Genomic DNA, 18,539 nt, shown 5'->3' with positions numbered 1-18,539 from the left:
CCTCCAGGGCGCTTTTTGCATGAACAGCCCCCGGTTCTGCCACGTCACTCATCGCCAGACGCTTCACATTGGCTCGCAATGCCATCCGTCAGACGCGCATAAGGATTGAAACCCGCCAATTCCACGGCACTGGTTGCTATGCCGAAGAATGCACGCCTGACTATCAACCCCACCTCCACAGGTAACGTGTAGCTACGCCGAACCGCCGCATCACAATCAACATACAACTGCTCAGTATCAACGCCAGCTAGTTCATCACAAGCGACAATACATCCCCAAAGTCGTGCCAGAACGGATTTAAAGGGATCAATGAGTGACTGATGAGAATCAACGCGCGTACCACTCAGCTGCAGGCAAGCATCAAACAGCGCATGCCAGTGTGAAAACAGCGCGCGTAGATCAGCGCTGTCTTCGAGCGTGTCGCATTGCTGCAACAATGGCTGTGCAATAGCGGTCAGCGAATCATGACATTCACGCCGCCACACATCGATTAGCAGGCAACGCCTGACAATCCGACGCGTCAGTTCTGCAATCAGGATGGGACGTTCTGTCGATGGCATAACTCGCCAGAGTGGCTGCCAGGAGACACCATGAAGGAGCTTGCCCGGCAACAGTATCTGCGTCGCAAACTGTAATCGGCGCCCCGCAGGCGGCAGTGTAAATGCACTGGCAAGGCCTTCTTCACCAGCACTGAACGCGCGTAACTGCCTCCACGCTTGATAGCGTGGCAATAGCAGATACCAAAGACATCCACCCATGGACATCTCCGCTGCCTCATCATGTCCTGGTTCGCCACAATCGCAACGCAATAGCTCATCAGTTACGCAGGAAAGGCTTGTGCCATAACCACGCAACGCCTTGACGCCCCCCATCGACAACGCAACAAATGCCTCATTGAAGAACTCTTCGTTCGAATAATCTGCAACGAAATCCACCACTTCGCTGTAGCGAATCAGATTATCGATAGCTCGTTGGACGGTGGCGCATCGCGCAAATGAATCGAAAGCGCCCGCTTCGTTCATCAAGTAATCATAGCCGTCAGAGTTCATTACCATACGGTGATAAGGGCTCATCGCCGCATCCCACCAACGCGCCAAGATAAATTCATCAGGTGTTATCCCTCCGCCTGCCGCTTCGACAAAGCCGCCCAATTCCCCCCAATGCCTTGAAGCTGCGACCAGCACATCCTTGGTTTTCATAAAGGCACAAGCCGTAACCATGTCCTGCAAAGCCTGCCTGACAGAATCCCCACCCAAGTGCGTAAAGCCATCGCTGGCAGCCAATCTGTAGGCCGCCCGCTTCGCCCCGGGATCATCGGCGGCCCCCACATAATCGACGGCCGTCGTGAGCACCAGCAATGAGCCACATAGATCATGAATACGTGCGTCCGGGCTGCGAATGCACTGCCATGCAAATGTACTGGCGCAGAAGTCGCGAATGATCATTGCGGGCATATCCTGCGCTTTCAAACCGGGAGCAACAGTGCGGTAGGCGCTGAATAACCGTTGAACCTCCAAACCCTTTTTTGGTGCAGGGCGCGCAATAGCAGCCAGGCCACTGGCAATGCGACGGCTCTGTTCACTCACTCCCTTAGATGCGTGCCATAAACTGGCTCCCGCGATCAATGTCATCGCCGCAATTGCGCCCGTCGATACCGTCTTGCAAAGTGATTTCTCGTCAGTCAATGCCAACAACTGATCAAAATACGCGCCCCCCTGCGCACTGTGTTCTATACGGTGCGACGCATATGGCACGTATACAGGAAGGCCAACCAAGTAGGTCAGTGCACTGTCGCTCCCCACAATCACCTTCCCGCTGTTCATGGAGGCGAAGATTGACTGGACGCTGGCATCCGTCAACCCCATCGCGGCGGCACTCCATATATCCGCTCTTGAGCCCGCACGTATAAAGTGCGTACGTAAACGACGTACTTCGCAAGGATCACGCAGCCACTGCTGTGCTTTCTCAAGGATGAACGAGTCACTCATGATCAGACCACACTCTTGTAGACCCGATGAAACTCGCCCTGAGTTGCGTCAATTGCTGTCGAGCTTCATCAAGTCCCTGATGCGGTCCCGCCTTGATACAAAGCTCTCGAAACGACTGATCCAGAATATTATTACTTCGTTGAGTCCCTCGAGCGCCCAGTGCTTGGCAAATGTCATCTGCCAGCGACTGCACTTCATACGGCTCGACAACAGCTTGGGCCTTTTTCTTCAATGAGTTGAAATAACAGCAACTCAAGTCCTCCGCCAGCCACGCCCACACCCAAGAGGGCCGATCATTGCGTAAATCTTCATATCGCTTGATGGGGTCGAGCTGCTCACCGAAGTTACCCAGATCATCCAACATCTGCAGCGCCACACCCACCTGCTGTCCATACACTGTCAGGCTCTCGACAAGGGATTTCGACCCTCCTGCCGCAATGGCACCCAACGACGCAGCCAAGGCCATCAGTCGTCCTGTTTTCAAACCTGAGATCACGGATACAACCGAAAGCACTTCTGCTTGTTCCAAGTCGGTCAAGCGTACAGATAGATCCAATGCCTGCCCCGAGTGGCAGTGAAGCAACGTCGACGACACTGCGCGGGATACCTTCAGCTCTACGGCGCCGGGCAGGCCCAAACGCTGTATCAGGCTGAGCGCCCAGAAATACAGCCAATTGCCGGTATTCAACGCCAGCGGCAGCCCATGGGTAACGTGCAACGCTGGTTTGCCACGTCGCCAGGATGAGTTGTCTTCAATGTCATCCACGATCAGCGAACCGCCGTGGAGTGCCTCAAGGATAATTGCCAGTTCTGGAGGTGCGCACTCCTCGCGCCCTGCCAGGTGCCAGCCGAGATTCACCAGAGACGCACGAAATCCTTTACCAGGCGTACGGAAAAATGTGCGTGCCGGGTCCAGGAGTGCTTCGTTCCAGAAACCTGCAGCCAAGTGATACTCCTGTGCAAATGTTGAGGAGGATGAGAAATCGCTCTCAAGCATTTGCAGCAGCAGAGTTGAATGTGGTTGTGTTGCTTGAAGCAGCATAGCCATGACGCGCTCTTCCCTGAACGGGTTCCCGACAGGATCAGCTTTAACTGGGTCGAACGGCATGCCAACAAAATGCGTGAGGCAATGACTCAAGAAAGCCACCGATTGAAGGGTGAGCCTAGGTGAGGTTTTTTCTAGCGTCAAACACCGGCCATCACCCCAGATTCCGCGCCGAGTTACTCAATGCTCGCGAACACTGCAACAACGCCGGCGCCAACTGCTTCTCCGCATCCGCCCTGCTCCACCGACTGGTCGGCGCCACCACATGCACCGCCGCCACCGGCCGGCCATTGGCACCCAACACCGGCGCGCCGATGGTCATGTCGCCCAGGAACAGCTCCTGGCCATTCACCGCGTAGCCCTGCTCGCGCACCTGTTGCAACGACTCCAGAATCTGCTCGACGTCAGTCAGCGTCTGGCTGGTGTGGGCAATGCGCTGGCTGTTCTCGATCAACACCAACGCCTCCTCCTGCGGCAACGCGCTCAAATACGCGCGCCCCGACGCCGTGCAATACATCGGCACACGCGAACCGATCGGCATGTGCACCGGCACGAACCCTGAGCTGACGAAACGCGCGATATAGGTCATGTCGTAGCCCGCAGGCTCGGTTAGGCATGACGTCTCGCCGGTCAATCGCGTCAGCTCCGACAGAAACGGATTGGCCACCTCGATCAACGAATGCGCATCCAGATAACTGAAACCCAACTCCAGCACCCGGGGTGTGAGTTGGTAATGCCGTGTGCGGGAGTGTTTCCGAAGGTAACCCAGGCTTTCCAGGGTAAACACCATGCGCTGGGCCGAGCTTTTGGTCATGCCAGCAGCCTCGGCCACCTCTGCAAGGCTCATGCTGCGGCGCTGCGCGCTGAATGCCTTGAGCACCGACAGGCCTTTTTCCAGGGATTGGTTGTGCAGACTGTTGCGTTCTTCAGACATGGCGGGCTCGCGGTCAGGTCAATCAGGCGTGGCGATATTTCTACCTCAAATAACAAAAATAGACAATTAAATATCGCATATCGATACGAAAGGTTCGTTTTGTCGGTTTTAGATAGCACATACCGATTTTTATCAATCGAAATGGCACAGAGCTTGCGATTTCATCAATAACCGCTTGCGGTACTGACGATCCGTTTTCCTTCTGGAGTAACCCGATGAACAGTCTTTCGCCGTTGTTTCGCCGCCTTGCCTTCGGTCTGTGCGCCGCCGTTTGTGTCAGCGCCGCGCACGCAGACAGTGCGTCCTCGTACAAAGTCGGTGCAACCGCCAGTGGCTCGCCGTTTACCTTTCTCGACATCAAGAGCAACAGCATCCAGGGTGTGATGGTCGATGTGGCCGAGGCCGTGGGCAAGGCCGGCGGGTTCACTAGCCAGATCGAGCAGACCAACTTCGCGGCACTGATTCCATCACTCACCTCGGGCAAGCTGGACTTCATTTCCGCCGGCATGCTCAAGACCGAAGAGCGCACCAAGGTGGTCGACTTCAGCGCCCCGGTGTATGCCTACGGTGAAGGCCTGATCGTCAATGCCGACGACAACACCGCCTACCCGGACCTTATGCCACTCAAGGACCAAGTGGTCGGCGTGCAAGCCGGCACCGTCTTCTATGACCAACTGAACAAGCTCGGTATTTTCAAGGAAATCCGCACCTACGACTCCATCGGCGAGATGGTCCGCGACCTGTCCCTGGGCCGCATCAAGGCTGCCGTGGGCGACCAGCCGGTGGTGGCCTACCAGATCCGCCAGAAGCTGTTCAAAGGCGTGAAACTCGCCCCGGACTACAAGCCCACCAATGTCGGCGAAGTGTGCCTGGTGGTGCGCAAGGGTGACGCACAAACCCTGGAGCGCCTGAACACCGCTATCGCCAGCATCAAGGCCGACGGCACCCTGGACAGCATCCTCAAGAAGTGGGGACTTGATACCCAGGTGCGCCCATGAACCCGGCTGAGTTCCTGCAAAACGCCCAGGACTTCTTGCCGATCCTGCTGCAAGGCGCCTGGGTGACGATCCAGATCACCGTGCTGTCGTTCCTGCTCAGCAGCGCGATCGGCCTGGTGCTGGCGCTGCTCAAGCTGTCGCCGATCCGCGCGCTGTCGTGGACGGCCAGCACCATCATCAACGTGATCCGTGGCCTGCCGATCATTGTGCAGCTGTTCTACATCTACTTTGTGCTGCCGGACATGGGTGTGCACCTCACCGCGTTCTACGCGGGCGTGATCGGCATGGGCATCGCCTACTCGGCGTACCAGGCCGAGAACTTCCGCACCGGGATCATTGCCGTCGAACAGGGCCAGCGTGAGGCCGCCGAAGCCTTGGGCATGCGCTCGGCACTGATGATGCGCCGGGTGATCCTGCCGCAGGCGTTCCGCATCGCCCTGCCGCCCTACGGCAACACCCTGGTGATGATGCTCAAGGACTCGTCGCTGGTATCGACTATTACCGTGGCCGAGATGACCCGCCAGGGCCAACTCATCGCCTCGTCCACCTTCCAGAACATGACCGTCTACACCCTGGTCGCCCTGCTCTACCTGCTGATGAGCCTGCCGCTGGTGTATGGCCTGCGCCGCATGGAACAGCACCTGGGCCGGAGGAAAAAAGCATGATCGAGATACGCCAACTGCAAAAACATTACGGCAGCCACCGCGTGCTGCACGGCGTCGACCTGGACGTGGCCAAGGGCGAAGTGGTGTGCCTGATCGGCCCTTCGGGTTCAGGCAAGTCCACCTTGCTGCGCTGCATCAATGCGCTGGAAGCCTATGACGGCGGCGTCATCACCGTGTTCGGCCAAACCGTACAACGCGGCAGCAAGACCGTGCACGCCCTGCGCAGCCGCATGGGGATGGTGTTCCAGCGCTTCAACCTGTTCCCCCATCGCACCGTGCTGGAAAACGTCATGGAAGGCCCGGTGTATGTCAAAGGCGAACCTGCGCAACAAGCCCGCGAGGAAGCCCTGGTGTTGCTGGAAAAGGTCGGCTTGAGTGCCAAGGCCGACGCCTACCCGGAGCAACTCTCCGGTGGCCAGCAACAACGCGTGGCCATCGCCCGCGCCCTGGCGATGAAACCCGAAGCGATGTTGTTCGACGAACCCACCTCGGCCCTCGACCCGGAGTTGGTGGGCGATGTGTTGGCGGTGATGCGCACCCTGGCCGATGAGGGCATGACCATGATCGTGGTCACCCATGAAATGGGTTTTGCCCGCGAAGTGGCCGACCGCGTGTGCTTCCTGCATGGCGGCTACATCGTCGAAAGCGGTGCGGCGGAGCAGGTGCTGGGCAATCCGCAGCATCCACGCACCCAGGACTTCCTGCGCCGTGTGCTGCATCCCACTGGCGATACGCGGAGCCTGTCATGAAATCATTGTGGTCCGCGACCGCACCGTCGGTGGTGCCGACGCCTGCGTTGAGTGAATCGGTGAAGGTGGATGTGGCGATTGTCGGTGCGGGCTATACCGGCTTGTCCACGGCGCTGCATTTGGCCGAGCGAGGCGTGAGCGTCTGCGTGTTGGAAGCCAATGAGCCGGGTTGGGGGGCGTCCGGGCGCAACGGTGGGCAGGTCAACCCCACCCTCAAATATGACCCGGAACAACTGGTGCAGATGTATGGACCGGAACGTGCCGAGCCGTTGATCTCAACCGTGTCGAACTCGGCGGACCTGGTGTTCAAGCTGATCGAAAAACACCGCATCGATTGCGCGCCGGTACGCAAGGGTTGGATGCAGGTGTCGTACACCGGAAAAGGCGTCGCCGGGTTGCATGCGCGAGCAGATCAGTGGGCCCGGCGTGGTGTGCCGGTGCAGCGGTTGGATGCTGCGGCGGTGGCTTTACGCATGGGCAGTGACGCGTTTGCCGGTGGTTGGCTGGACGGCCGCGCCGGCGCGATTCAGCCGTTGGCGTATGCCCGTGGGTTGGTGGGCGCTGCGTTGGCGGCAGGTGTAAGGATTCATGGGCAGAGTGCGGTGACAGGCTTGCAGCGTCAGGGGTTCGGCTGGCAATTGCAGACCGCCTCCGGTGCGCAGGTGACCGCTGACCAAGTGGTGCTCGCCACCAACGGCTACAGCGGCAACCTGTGGCCGGGCATGGCGCAAAGCATCCTCGCGGCGAACAGTTTTATCGTCGCGACCAAGCCTCTGACGGGGCATGCAGCCGAGAGCATTTTGCCGGGCAAGGAAACCGTCTCTACCGCACAAAGGCTGCTGCTGTACTTTCGCAAAGACAGCCATGGCCGCTTGCTGATGGGCGGACGCGGGCTGTTCAACGACCCCACATCGCCCACCGACTTTGCTCACCTGGAGCGTTCGTTGGCGCTGCTGTTTCCGCAGCTGGGGCCATTGGAATTCGAATACCGCTGGGCTGGGCGTATAGCGATCACGCGGGACTTCATGCCCCATGTCCACGAACCTGCGCCAGGCCTCACGTTGGCGCTGGGTTGTAATGGTCGGGGGATTGCGCTGTGTACCAGCCTGGGGCAGCAACTGGCGGAGCGGTTGTGTGACCGCAAGGCAGAGTTTGCCTACCCGGTGACGCCGTTGCAGCGCTTGCCGATGCATGGGTTGCAGCGGTTTTATATCGGGGCGGGGGTGGCTTGGTATAGCTTGTTGGATCGGCTCAATATCAGCTGATATGCGATCTAGGACTTTTCCCACAAGGGTTTCAGGTTGTCGCTCGGAACCTGGCTAATTAACCTCTCCGCCGTCGCTGCCAATTCGGCGTCCGGATTTGACCGTCTGACTTTGTTAACGAACTGCTACGCCCTGCACCCGCCTTAGGCGTTTTTTTGTGCCTGAGGTATTGTGTCGCGGCAGTTGTGCGCGGGATACCTTCGGGTATGCCGGGTTCGTTGACAACCGGTCGGTCAACCCGCGTACAGCTGCCACCCTCTTCGTTTGACCGCGTACGTTGGTAGCTCCACTTGTCAACAGAGTTTCACCACCCAAATCCCCCAGAAACACTCTTCACCGTACGTAGACGACATAAGGCGCCTGAGCTATCTTCGGACGCCTTATCGATCGACCCGGAACAGGAAGTCACCGCTTGAGCACGTCGTCCCTACTGCGAAGCCGCACCTTTGCCCTCTTCGCAGGCATCGCCTTTGTTGCCATAGACCAGCTCGTCAAACTACTGGCCCTGGTTTCACTGCAAGCCAACAGCTTCAAATTCGGCGCCAGCCCCCTCAACCTCGCGCTGGAACTGAGCCTGAACCCAGGCGCCTTCCTGAGCCTGGGCGCGGCGCTACCGTCGCAGGTCAAACAGCTGATCTTTATCGTGGGTGTGGCGGTCGTGGTGGCTTGGGCGTTGGGGTGGTCACTTTCCAATTGGAACCAACCGCTGCGTAAAGTCTTGCCACTGTATGCGATTGCGCTGGGCGGTATCGCCAACCTGATTGACCGCGTGTTTCGCGACGGGCATGTGGTTGACTACATGGTGCTGAATGTTGGGCCGACGCACACTGGCGTGTTCAATATTGCTGATATCGCTATTACGGCCGGTGCCTTGTTTTTGATGCTCGATCTAATCGTAAAACCACGCAAAGCCTGATGATCTGGGGAATTCAGGGCAACGGCCATCAATTCCCCGCACTCAAAACACCGACCACCCAATCCGCTCGCTCAACAACTCCAACGCCTTCATCCCCGCCAGCGAATTCCCCGCCGCGTTCAACTCCGGCGACCACACGCACACTGTGAACTGCCCCGGCACCACCGCGACAATCCCGCCCCCTACCCCGCTCTTGCCGGGCAACCCGACGCGATAGGCAAAATTGCCCGCCTCGTCATACAGCCCGCTGGTGGCCATGATCGAGTTGACCTGCTTGGTCTGGCGCGCCGTCAAAATCTGCTCGCCGCTGTGGGCGCTTATGCCTTCGTTGGCCAGGAAACTGAACGCGCGGGCCAAGTCCAGGCAGCTCATCTGCAACGCGCAGTAGTTGAAGTAGCTGTGCAGCACCGCATCCACGTCATTGTGGAAGTTGCCGAACGATTTCATCAGATAGGCCATGGCCGCGTTACGCGCACCGTGTTGCGCTTCGGACTCGGCGACGATGCTATTGACCAGGATTTGCGGGTTACCCGACAGGCGCCGCACAAAGTCGCGCATCGACAAGATCGGCACGGCAAAGCGCGACTGGTTGATGTCGCAGATCACCAGCGCACCGGCATTGATGAATGGATTACGCGGGCGGCCGCGCTCGAACTCCAGTTGCACCATGGAGTTGAAAGGCTGTCCGGAAGGCTCATGCCCCAGGCGCTCCCAGATGGTTTCACCGCCGTGGTCGATGGCTTGCACCAGGCTGAACACCTTGGAAATGCTCTGCACCGAAAACAAGGTGTCGGCGTCGCCGGCGCAATAGGCCGCGCCATCGTTGCCGTACACGGCGATGCCCAGTTGGTTGGCCGGCACGTCGGCCAATGCGGGGATGTAGTCGGCAACCTTGCCGAGGCCGATCAGGGGGCGCACTTCGTCGAGGATCGAGGAGAGCATCGCCTGCATGTCTTGTCCGGTCATTTGTCTTTGAATCGGTGGAAAACGAGGCGCGGAGGATACCTGAAACACCCAGGTCAGGTGGCGTACTACAGAACGTGAAGCCTCCCCCGTCCCCCCTGTGGCGAGCGGGAACCTCCTCGTCACAGCGCGACCGTGCGGGCGTTCAAAAGTGCGCCACATCCGACACCCGCTCATCCAGCACATCCCGCGCCAGCGCCCAGGCCTGGTCCTTGGATTCCACCACCAACAACGGATAGCCCCAGGCCTTGCCGAACATCACGGCAAACGGCTTGAGCGCCAGGCGCTGTGCAGCGCTGGGTTCCACCTGGATCATGCCTCGGACGTAGGTGCGCAGCGCCTGCTTGTTTTTCTTCATCCAGATCGAGGCTTGCTTGCGCTCTTCGTGGGAGTGTTCGTGGTTGTTTTCGTCCACGGATTTTTCATGCAGCAGCAGGAAGGGTTGCTGGCGGGCCAGCAGGTTTTCGAAGACCAGGAAGGCATCTTCCGGCCCGCCCTCGTTGGGCGCGTCGAAAACGATTTTCACCACCGGGAATGTTGTGCTGTCGAGTCGCATGGCAGAGCTCCTTGTTGAGAATGGCTCTCACTTTAACGATCCACCCACTAGACGGCATTGCACAGAATAGCCAGACTGTTTCGCAATTCAGCCAACCTGCGATCCTTCTCATGAAACACCATCGCCTTGAAATGCATGACCGCTCGATGGTCAAGGATGCAGATCTATTCCCCCGCGCGGTGGTAGCCGTGGGCGCCACCAGCACGTCGGACACCTGGGAGCATGCGCAGCACGCCCACCGCAAGGGCCAGTTGCTGTACACCCTGCGCGGGGTCATCCATTGCGAGATCGAGGCGGGTATCTGGATCGTGCCACCGCAATGCGCACTGTGGATTCCCGGCGGTACGTCCCATGCGGCACGCGGCTCCGGCGAAGCGGAAGTCTATTGTCTGTTGATCGACCCCGACGCCGCCTGCGCCCTGCCCCCGCAATGCTGCACCCTGGCCGTGTCAGGGCTGTTGCACGAGCTGATCAGCAAGGCCGTGAGTTTCCCGCTGCTCTACGACGAAAGCGGCGCCCAGGGCCGCTTGATCAACACCTTGCTGGATGAGTTGGCCGCTGCACCTGTCGAAGCCTTGCACTTGCCGATGCCTCAGGACCCGCGATTGCGCCGACTGGCCGATAGCCTGCTGGCCGAACCGGCAGACAAGGCCACGCTTAGTCAATGGGCCGTGCGCATCGGCATGAGCGAGCGCAGCATGACGCGCCTGTTGCTGGAAGAACTGGGGCTGAGTTTTGGCCGCTGGCGCCGGCAGTTGCATGTGATCTTGTCACTGCAACGGCTGGCCAAGGGTGAGAGCGTGCAGCGCGTGGCCCTGGACTTGGGCTATGAGAACGCCAGCGGCTTTATCACCATGTTCCGCAAGACCATGGGCCAGCCGCCGGCGCGTTACCTGGCAGACCGTGCCGGGGCCTTGAATGCCCTTGCGCCGGCGACGATTGCGCTCAACTGAGCCCGCGGGTTACCAGTTTTCGCCCAGCCCCAACAGGCCTAGGATCTGCCGCCGCAAGTCCACCAGATATGGATCGTCCCGGTGCCGAGGATACGGCCGTTCGATGGTCAACTGCGCCTGGATTTTCGCCGGACGGTCGCTGAACACGATCACACGGTTGGCCAGCAGCAAGGCTTCTTCCACATCATGGGTCACCAGCAACGCCGTGTACCCCTGGCGTTGCCACAGGTCGATCAGCTCTTTTTGCATGGTGATGCGGGTCAGTGAGTCGAGTTTGCCCAGGGGCTCATCCAGGATCAGCAGGCGTGGTTGATTGACCAGTGCGCGAGCCAAGGCAACCCGTTGCGCCATGCCACCGGACAACTGCCGTGGATACGCGCGCGCGAACTGGCTGAGGCCGACTTTCGCCAAAGCTTCATCGACCTTGGCCGATTGGCTCTTGAGCAGGCCCTGGGCTTCCAGGCCGACGGCGACGTTGTCCCACACCCGGCGCCATGGGTAGAGCGTCGGGTCCTGGAACACCACCACGCGGCTCGGGTCCGGGCCGGTGATGGCGGTACCGTCGGCCAACAAGCAGCCGGAGTCCGCCGGTTCCAGGCCGGCCACCAGGCGCAGCAAGGTCGACTTGCCGCACCCCGAAGGCCCGAGCAGGGCCACGAACTCGCCGGGTGCCACGTCCAACGAAACCCGTTCCAACACCGGCAGATGCTGGCCGTCCAAGGCAAAGCCATGGCTGAGGTTTTCGATGCGCAACGCCAAACCCTCCGACGCCGATACGGCGTGTGCCCGGGCTACCATTTCATCGATCCTTTCTGCCAGGCCAATAACCGGTCACGCACCAGGAACAACCCGGTGATCAACCCCGAACAGGCGAGTGCCATGATGAGCAAGGCGGCGTACATATTCGCGTAGGCGGCCCAGCCCTGGGCCCATTGCAGGTACCAGCCGATGCCGGATTTGACGCCCATCATCTCCGCCACCACCAAGGTCGAAAACGACGCGCCCAGGCCCATGAACAAACCGACAAATACATGCGGCAAGGCTGCTGGAATCGCCACCTTGAAAATCAGGAAACCTTGCTTGGCGCCGAGGGTGCGGGCCACGTCGTAATAGGCTTTATCCACGCTCGCCACGCCCGACCAGGTGAGCACCGTGACCGGAAACCAGGTGGCCAGGGCGATCAGGAATACGCTGGCGCTCCAACTGCTCGGAAACAGGAAAAAGCACAGCGGCAATAATGCCGTCGACGGCACCGGGCCGAGGATGCGCAGTACCGGGTGCAGCCAGTAGCCGATGCGCGTGGACCACCCGATCGCCACACCCGCAATGAACCCGGTGATCGCCCCCAGCGCCACGCCCGAACCCAGCAGCAACGCCGAGTGCAGCAGGCTGTCGGCCAGGCGTGCGTAGTCTTCGATATACACCGCCAGCAAGGCCTGGGGCGGCGCAAAAAACGGCACCGGCAACAGCGCCAGTTTGGCGGTGAGCAGCTCCCAGATACCCAGCAGCGCCGGCAAGGCAATCAGCCAGGGACCCGCGTTGCGCAGACGCAGGCCCAGCTTCGCTACCTTGCGCCCCAACAGGCTCAACACGACGAACAGCGCTGCGATGCCCACGCTCAGATTGGCCAAGCCCTGGGTCATCGGCCAGTTACGCGTCGCGTTGGGCCAGTAGCTGATCAGCAACGCGACAGCCAGCCAGGCCCCGACCACTGCCACATCCTGCCACCCGATTTTGTAGACCAGGGCTGGCGCCAGAGTTGTTGCATCAGCTGAAGACATCGGCGGTGATCTCCTTGGCAAACTCCACCGGGTCAGTGCTCTTGCTGATCACTTCGACGGTTTTCAGGTCGGTCACGTAGGTGAGGATTTCCTGGGTCAGCGCCGCGCCCACCGCGTGATGGCCGTGGGTGTGGTCGTGGAGGATCGCCTGCACTTCCTCTACCGACGTATTCAGCGCATGAGCCTGGAAGCCTTTGGCGACTTCTTCGGGGTGCTGCACGGAATAGTCGTGGGCTTCCAGAATCGCTTGGGTCAGCGCCGCAACCACGCGTTTGTCTTCGCGTACCAATTTGCCGGTGACGCCGACCACGCAGCAGCTGAGGTTGGCGTATTCCTCCACCAGGTTGGTGGACAGTTCACGGGCCACGCCGGATTTGATCAGGCGGTACATGAACGGGTCACTGCCACTCACCGCCTGCACTTCGCCGCGCTCCAGGGCCGTGCCGAGCAGGTCGGCCGGGTACAGGCGCCACTCCACGTCGCGCACCGGGTCCACGCCGTGTTTTTTCAGCAGGATCGAGAAGAAATTGCGGTCCGGGCTGGCCATATCGGTCACGCCGATGGCCTTGCCCTTGAGGTCTTCCAGCTTGCTCACGCCGCCATTCGCCGCACTGAGCAAACGCAGGCAACCACCATGGGTGCCCGCCGTGAGTTTTACGTCAAAACCCTGCTCCAGGGCCTTGAGCCAACGCAGCGCCATGCCCACGCCCGCGTCGGCTTTACCGGTGGCGATGGCTTCCAGCAGCACCTCGGTGGAGTTGCCGAAGTTGACCAACTCCACGTCCAGATTGTGCTTGGTAAAAAAGCCCTGGCCGTGGGCGATTACTACGGGTGCCAGGCACACGGCGTTGAGGTTGACTGCCAGTTTCAACTTGCGTGGCGCGTCGAGGCGGATGAATTCACCGGTGCCGGCGGGTTCCTGTGAAGTGTTATGGCCAGCGTGTTCGTCAGCGGCGAAACCCAGGCGTGGCAGCGACAGGCTGGCCAGGGTGATACCGGCCAGGCCGAGTAGGCGGCGGCGGGTTAAATGATCGAAATCAGCCATGCGAAATATCCTTTTTATCAATTCTGTTGTTGAGATCAGCCAATCCCAAATGCTCGCGCAACGTCGCCCCTTCGTACGCCGTGCGAAACAATCCCTTGCGCTGCAAATGTGGAATCACGCTCTCGACAAACTCAGTGAACGAGCCCGGCAGGTACCCCGGTGAAATCACAAACCCATCGCACCCACCCTGCTCAAACAGTTCGGCCAATTGATCGGCCACCTGCGCCCCCGTGCCCACCAACTGCGGTACCCGCACGCTGCTGGCGAAGATGCGCCCGAGTTGTTCCAGGGTGGTGTCCGGGCCCTGCATCAACAGCTTCTCGGCGGCAGCCGGGTGGATCAGCGGCGACTGGGCGATCTCAGCCAGCGTCGCCGAAAGCGGGAATGGCGACAGGTCGACATTCAACTGTGAAGCCAATGTCACCAGCCCCAACTCAGGCCGCGCCAAAGCGTTGTGTTTGTCGCGCTTGGCCCGGGCCTCGGCCTCGCTGCCACCAATAAACGGCATCACCGCCGTCAGCACCTTGCAGCTGTCAGCCTCACGGCCTTGCTGCACCACCTGCGCACGCACGTCATCGCGAAACGCACGCATCGCCGCCAAGTGCGGGTGGATGGTAAAAATCGCCTCGGCCCACCGCGCGCCAAAGCGCCGACCACGCCCGGAAGAACCGGCCTGGATCAGCACCGGTCGGCCCTGGGGCGTGCGTGGAATATTCAGCGGGCCTTCAACCCGGAACCACTCGCCCTGATGCTGCACCGAACGGATCAACGCGGGGTCCGCCAACACCCCGCTTTGGCGATCCAGCTTCAGCGCGTCCTTGCCCCAGCTGTTCCAGAGTTTGAGCGCGACTTCGACAAACTCATCGGCGCGGTCATAACGCAGGTCGTGTTCCAGGTGCTTGTCCTTGCCGAACAGGCGCCCTTCGCTGTCGTTCATCGAAGTGACGATATTCCACGCCGCACGGCCCTTGGACAGATGGTCGAGGGTGGCGAATTCACGGGCGATGTGCGCCGGTTCGTAATAGGTGGTAGAACGGGTCGCACCGAGCCCCAGCTTGGAGGTCTTGCCGACCAGGTAAGAGAGGATCGGCAACGGGTCCAGCCGCGTGGCGTCCTGGGCGCCGTAGCGCAAGGCGAACTCGCGGGAGCCACCCATCTGGTCGCCCACGGCCAGGCGATCAGCGAAGAACAGGAAGTCGAACAGCCCCTCCTCCACCACCTTGGCCACCCGTGCGTAGTACTCGGGGTCGAGGTAATTGCCGACGGTTTCCGGATGGCGCCACACCGCGTGGCTGTGCACCACCGGCCCACTCAACAGGAACGCAGATAAATGGATTTGGCGGCTCATGGTTTTGGCGTCCACACAGTGATTGCGCTGACTTTCAACGGCTTGGGAATCAGCTTGGCGGCGTAGTAGGTGTCGGCAATGCGCTGTTGCTCGGCGAGGTTTTCCAGCTTGACCGGGATGATGTCGTAGCTGCGGCGGCTATTGGCGCGCTCTACCGTGGCCGGGGCGATGTTGCCCCACAGCGGGCCGAGGATTTCAGCAGCTTCCTTGGGGTGGGCCTTCACCCATTGGCCGGTCTCTCGCAGGGTGTCGAAGGTCACCTGCAACACGTCCGGATGAGCCTTGGCGAATTTCGTCGTAGCCAGGTAGAAGCGGTTGTAGTCGGCCAGGCCGTCCTTGCCGTCGGCAATCACTCGCACGTGGTGGTCCAGTTGCTGGGTGGCGAGGAACGGGTCCCAGATCACCCAGGCATCCACGCTGCCATTGGCGAAGGCGGCACCGCCGTCCGGGGCTTCCAGATAACGGGGGGTGATATCGGCCAGGGTCAGGCCAGCTTTTTTCAGGGCCGAGATCAGCAAATAGTTGCTGCCCGAGCCCTTGGACACGGCGACGGTCTTGCCCTTGAGGTCGGCGATGCTGTGGATCGACGATGTGTCCTGCACGATGATCGCCTGGGCGCCCGGCGACGAGTTTTCCTGGGCGTAGTAGGTCAATGGCGCGTCGGCGGCCTGGGTGAACAGGGCAAAGGCATCGGCCACATCGGCATGGAGGTCGACGCTGCCGGCGTTCAAGGAACTGAGCAAACCGGTGCTGAATTCATGCCAGTTCACGGTGAAGCCCAGCGGTTTGAGGCGCTGTTCCAACTGGCCATTTTGCTTGAGCAGGATCCACAAGGTGGACGAACGCTGGTAGCTGATGTCCAGGGTTTGCTCGGCTTGGGCCGCCGCCGCGGCGAACAGCAGACTGGCGGCAACGATAAGTTTCTTGAACGTCATGGAAGGCCTTGGCGTGAGAGAAATAGAAGGAGCTGCATATGCCAAAAAACCGCGTAAGGCCTAGCAGAAAAACTCATTCAATTATATTAACGACGAGAAATGATGAAAGAATCTTATAATTCTATGGTTATGCCCAATTCGTCGGATCGCGGGAAAAGCGCCCTAAGCTAAGATCGAAAGAGTATTTAACGAATGGTTTTTAGAACTTTAAGCTCGACGCTATTTCGTTGAAGATCGAGCTCGCCATGTCCATACGTCGTCCCCTCGCCGCGGTACTCGGGTTGCTGGCCTTTTCTGTCGCCGTGAGCGCCGAGGCCCAGGAAACCGTGCGCATCGGCTACCAGAAATCCTCGACCCTGATCACCCTGCTGAAAACCCAGGGCACCCTGGAAAAAGCCCTCAAGGCCGACAATATCGATGTGAGCTGGCATGAGTTCCCCAGCGGCCTACCGCTGCTCGAAGCGCTCAACGTGGGCAACGTCGACATCAGTGCCGACGTGGCCGACACCGTGCCGATCTTCGCCCAGGCCGCCCAAGCCAAACTCACCTACTTCGCCCAGGAAGCACCCTCGCCCTCAGCCCAAGCCATCGTGGTGCGCAAGGACTCGCCGATCCAGCAACTGGCGGACCTCAAAGGCAAGAAAATCGCCGTGACCAAGGCGGCGGGCACCCACTATTTGTTGATCGCGGCGTTGGCCAAGGCGGGCCTGGAGTTTTCGGATATCACGCCGGCTTATTTGACCCCTGCTGATGGTCGCGCGGCGTTCGAGAACAACAAGGTGGACGCCTGGGTTACCTGGGAACCCTTCCTCACCAGCGTGCAGCGCCAACTGCCGACACGGACCCTGGCCGACGGCGCCGGCTTGGCCAGTTACAAGCGTTACTACCTGACCGGCACGCCTTACGCCAAAGCTCACCCGGAGGTGTTGAAGGTGGTGTATGAGCAGCTGGAAAAAGCTGGCCAGTGGGTGAAAACCAACCCGCAGGACGCGGCCAAGATACTCGGCCCGCTGTGGGGCAACCTGGATGTGGCTACCGTTGAAGCGGCCAATGCGCACCGCAGCTACCAAGTGCAACCGGTAACGCTCGACCAACTGGGCGAGCAGCAGAAAATCGCCGATGCCTTCTTCAAGGCGGGACTGCTGCCCAAGGCAGTGGATGCCAAGGATGTGCAGACCTGGAAGCCTTGAGGGGGTGAGCAAGGAGTGCGGTAAATGGTACAACGGCTGAGCCTTGCTCCCCGTCTCCAGGATAACGCCCCCATGTCACCGATCGCTCCACTCGCTCAAACGCGCACCCTGGTGTTCCTGGCCTACCCGCAAATGGGCCTGCTCGACCTGACCGGCGCCCAGACCGTGTTCTGGGCCGCCACCAAAGCCATGGCCGAACGCGGCTTGCCGGGGTACGTGATGCACACCGCCAGCCTGGCTGGAGGCTTGATGCAGACCGCCGAAGGCTTGAGCGTAGACACGGTGGCACTCGGCCAATTGGCTGATACGCCCATCGACACCCTGATCGTGCCTGGCGCCCCGGCCATTCAACAGGCGATGGCGGCCAATACAGAACTGGTCGAATGGCTGCGCATCGCCTCGGCCACCGCCGGGCGCATTGCCTCGGTGTGCAGCGGCACCTTTCTGTTGGCGATGGCCGGTTTGCTCGACGGCCGCCGCGCCGCGACCCACTGGGCCATGTGCGACATGCTCAAGCACGGCTTCCCGGCTATCGTGGTGGACATGGACGCGATCTTTATCCAGCAGGGCAATGTGTGGACCTCGGCCGGCGTGACAGCGGGGATCGACCTGGCATTGGCCCTGGTCGAAATCGACTGCGGCCGCGATGTGGCGTTGCAGGTGGCCCGCGAGCTGGTGGTGTTTCTCAAGCGCCCCGGCGGGCAGGCGCAGTTCAGCCAACTGCTGCAGGCACAGACCGATGACAGCGCGGGTTTTGATGAACTGCACCTGTGGGTTGCCGACAACTTGCAGGACTCGGACCTGTCCGTGGAGCGTCTGGCGCACCAGGCCCAGATGAGCCCGCGCAACTTTGCGCGGGTCTACAAACAACGCACCGGGCGCACACCGGCCAAGGCCATCGAGTTGTTCCGCATGGAAGCGGCGCGCCGCCTGCTGGAGGATTCCGACCGCAATATCGACCAGATCGCCCGGCTGTGTGGGTTCGGCGATGAGGAGCGGATGCGGTATACCTTTCACCGCCACCTGACGATTTCGCCACGGGAGTATCGGGAGCGGTTTTCCCGCTAGGTTGTTGAGGTGATCTGGCTTCTTGTGGTGAGCGGGCTTGCCCCGCGCTGGGGCGCGAAGCAGCCCCAATAAGATCACCGCAATTTCCAGATAAACCGAGGCGGCTGGTTTTAGGGCCGCTTCGCAGCCCAGCGCGGGGC

18 protein-coding genes are annotated in these 18,539 nt (G+C 60.4%); 8 read left to right on the top strand and 10 right to left on the bottom strand.

Features of this window, described 5'->3' with window-relative positions; translation table 11 throughout:
• Positions 1 to 44: 44 nt before the first annotated feature.
• The 3 genes from HX823_RS29175 to HX823_RS29165 form a co-directional block, all read right to left on the bottom strand.
• Positions 45 to 1,988 (bottom strand): hypothetical protein, encoded by a 1,944-nt coding sequence (locus HX823_RS29175; protein WP_177078082.1) that lies wholly within the window; start codon positions 1,986 to 1,988, stop codon positions 45 to 47.
• Positions 1,981 to 3,036, bottom strand: coding sequence for a polyprenyl synthetase family protein (locus tag HX823_RS29170; RefSeq protein ID WP_177078080.1), 1,056 nt, complete (start codon positions 3,034 to 3,036; stop codon positions 1,981 to 1,983). Before HX823_RS29170 ends, HX823_RS29175 begins: the two co-directional genes overlap by 8 nt.
• Positions 3,037 to 3,187: 151 nt before the next feature.
• A complete protein-coding gene (locus HX823_RS29165) occupies positions 3,188 to 3,967 on the bottom strand; it encodes an IclR family transcriptional regulator (RefSeq protein WP_177078078.1) in 780 nt (259 codons plus the stop codon).
• Between the two features lie 215 nt (positions 3,968 to 4,182).
• Here HX823_RS29165 and HX823_RS29160 point away from each other — a divergent pair, with 215 nt between their 5' ends.
• The 5 genes from HX823_RS29160 to HX823_RS29140 all read left to right on the top strand — a co-directional run bounded on the left by HX823_RS29160 (position 4,183) and on the right by HX823_RS29140 (position 8,560).
• Positions 4,183 to 4,965 (top strand): ABC transporter substrate-binding protein, encoded by a 783-nt coding sequence (locus HX823_RS29160; RefSeq protein WP_177078076.1) that lies wholly within the window; start codon positions 4,183 to 4,185, stop codon positions 4,963 to 4,965.
• Positions 4,962 to 5,630, top strand: coding sequence for an amino acid ABC transporter permease (locus tag HX823_RS29155; protein WP_034106261.1), 669 nt, complete (start codon positions 4,962 to 4,964; stop codon positions 5,628 to 5,630). The genes HX823_RS29160 and HX823_RS29155 overlap by 4 nt, the downstream gene beginning before the upstream one ends.
• On the top strand, positions 5,627 to 6,379 hold the full coding sequence (locus HX823_RS29150; RefSeq protein WP_038846955.1) for an amino acid ABC transporter ATP-binding protein: 753 nt from the start codon (positions 5,627 to 5,629) through the stop codon (positions 6,377 to 6,379). Before HX823_RS29155 ends, HX823_RS29150 begins: the two co-directional genes overlap by 4 nt.
• Positions 6,376 to 7,644 carry an FAD-binding oxidoreductase gene (locus HX823_RS29145; RefSeq protein ID WP_177078074.1) on the top strand — a complete coding sequence of 423 codons (1,269 nt, stop codon included), beginning with the start codon at positions 6,376 to 6,378 and terminating at the stop codon, positions 7,642 to 7,644. The genes HX823_RS29150 and HX823_RS29145 overlap by 4 nt, the downstream gene beginning before the upstream one ends.
• 412 nt (positions 7,645 to 8,056) lie before the next feature.
• Positions 8,057 to 8,560 carry a signal peptidase II gene (locus tag HX823_RS29140; protein ID WP_038846958.1) on the top strand — a complete coding sequence of 168 codons (504 nt, stop codon included), beginning with the start codon at positions 8,057 to 8,059 and terminating at the stop codon, positions 8,558 to 8,560.
• A 42-nt stretch (positions 8,561 to 8,602) separates the two neighbouring features.
• Here the strand turns inward: HX823_RS29140 and glsB are convergent, their stop codons facing one another.
• Both glsB and HX823_RS29130 read right to left on the bottom strand, forming a co-directional pair.
• Positions 8,603 to 9,511, bottom strand: a complete 909-nt coding sequence (gene glsB / locus HX823_RS29135; protein WP_038846959.1) for a glutaminase B — start codon at positions 9,509 to 9,511, stop codon at positions 8,603 to 8,605.
• A 157-nt stretch (positions 9,512 to 9,668) separates the two neighbouring features.
• On the bottom strand, positions 9,669 to 10,079 hold the full coding sequence (locus tag HX823_RS29130) for a hypothetical protein (RefSeq protein WP_038846960.1): 411 nt from the start codon (positions 10,077 to 10,079) through the stop codon (positions 9,669 to 9,671).
• Positions 10,080 to 10,189: 110 nt separating this feature from the next.
• On the opposite strand from HX823_RS29130, the gene HX823_RS29125 reads away from it, so the two are divergent.
• Positions 10,190 to 11,032: a helix-turn-helix domain-containing protein gene (locus HX823_RS29125; protein WP_038846961.1), complete on the top strand. Its 843-nt coding sequence runs from the start codon at positions 10,190 to 10,192 to the stop codon at positions 11,030 to 11,032.
• Positions 11,033 to 11,041: 9 nt separating this feature from the next.
• Here HX823_RS29125 and HX823_RS29120 read toward each other — a convergent pair whose 3' ends face one another.
• Genes HX823_RS29120 through HX823_RS29100 form a run of 5 tightly spaced genes read right to left on the bottom strand, consistent with a single transcriptional unit; the run spans position 11,042 to position 16,141 of the window.
• A complete protein-coding gene (locus HX823_RS29120; protein WP_177078072.1) occupies positions 11,042 to 11,830 on the bottom strand; it encodes an ABC transporter ATP-binding protein in 789 nt (262 codons plus the stop codon).
• A complete protein-coding gene (locus HX823_RS29115) occupies positions 11,824 to 12,813 on the bottom strand; it encodes an ABC transporter permease (RefSeq protein WP_177078070.1) in 990 nt (329 codons plus the stop codon). The genes HX823_RS29120 and HX823_RS29115 overlap by 7 nt, the downstream gene beginning before the upstream one ends.
• A complete protein-coding gene (locus tag HX823_RS29110; RefSeq protein WP_038846967.1) occupies positions 12,800 to 13,858 on the bottom strand; it encodes an ABC transporter substrate-binding protein in 1,059 nt (352 codons plus the stop codon). Before HX823_RS29110 ends, HX823_RS29115 begins: the two co-directional genes overlap by 14 nt.
• Positions 13,851 to 15,206: an LLM class flavin-dependent oxidoreductase gene (locus HX823_RS29105; RefSeq protein ID WP_177078068.1), complete on the bottom strand. Its 1,356-nt coding sequence runs from the start codon at positions 15,204 to 15,206 to the stop codon at positions 13,851 to 13,853. The genes HX823_RS29110 and HX823_RS29105 overlap by 8 nt, the downstream gene beginning before the upstream one ends.
• Positions 15,203 to 16,141 (bottom strand): aliphatic sulfonate ABC transporter substrate-binding protein, encoded by a 939-nt coding sequence (locus HX823_RS29100; RefSeq protein ID WP_177078066.1) that lies wholly within the window; start codon positions 16,139 to 16,141, stop codon positions 15,203 to 15,205. Before HX823_RS29100 ends, HX823_RS29105 begins: the two co-directional genes overlap by 4 nt.
• A 245-nt stretch (positions 16,142 to 16,386) precedes the next feature.
• On the opposite strand from HX823_RS29100, the gene HX823_RS29095 reads away from it, so the two are divergent.
• Both HX823_RS29095 and HX823_RS29090 read left to right on the top strand, forming a co-directional pair.
• A complete protein-coding gene (locus HX823_RS29095) occupies positions 16,387 to 17,331 on the top strand; it encodes an aliphatic sulfonate ABC transporter substrate-binding protein (protein WP_038846974.1) in 945 nt (314 codons plus the stop codon).
• Positions 17,332 to 17,403: 72 nt separating this feature from the next.
• The gene (locus HX823_RS29090) at positions 17,404 to 18,399 is read left to right on the top strand and encodes a GlxA family transcriptional regulator (protein WP_177078064.1); all 996 of its coding nucleotides are present in this window, start codon (positions 17,404 to 17,406) and stop codon (positions 18,397 to 18,399) included.
• Positions 18,400 to 18,539 lie beyond the last annotated feature (140 nt).

The organism is Pseudomonas sp. P7759 (assembly GCF_013386445.1).
In the GTDB taxonomy this organism is placed as follows: Bacteria; Pseudomonadota; Gammaproteobacteria; order Pseudomonadales; family Pseudomonadaceae; genus Aquipseudomonas; species Aquipseudomonas azotoformans_A.
Note: the sequence above shows the minus strand (reverse complement) of the source record. Positions and strands in the feature narration are given on the sequence as shown.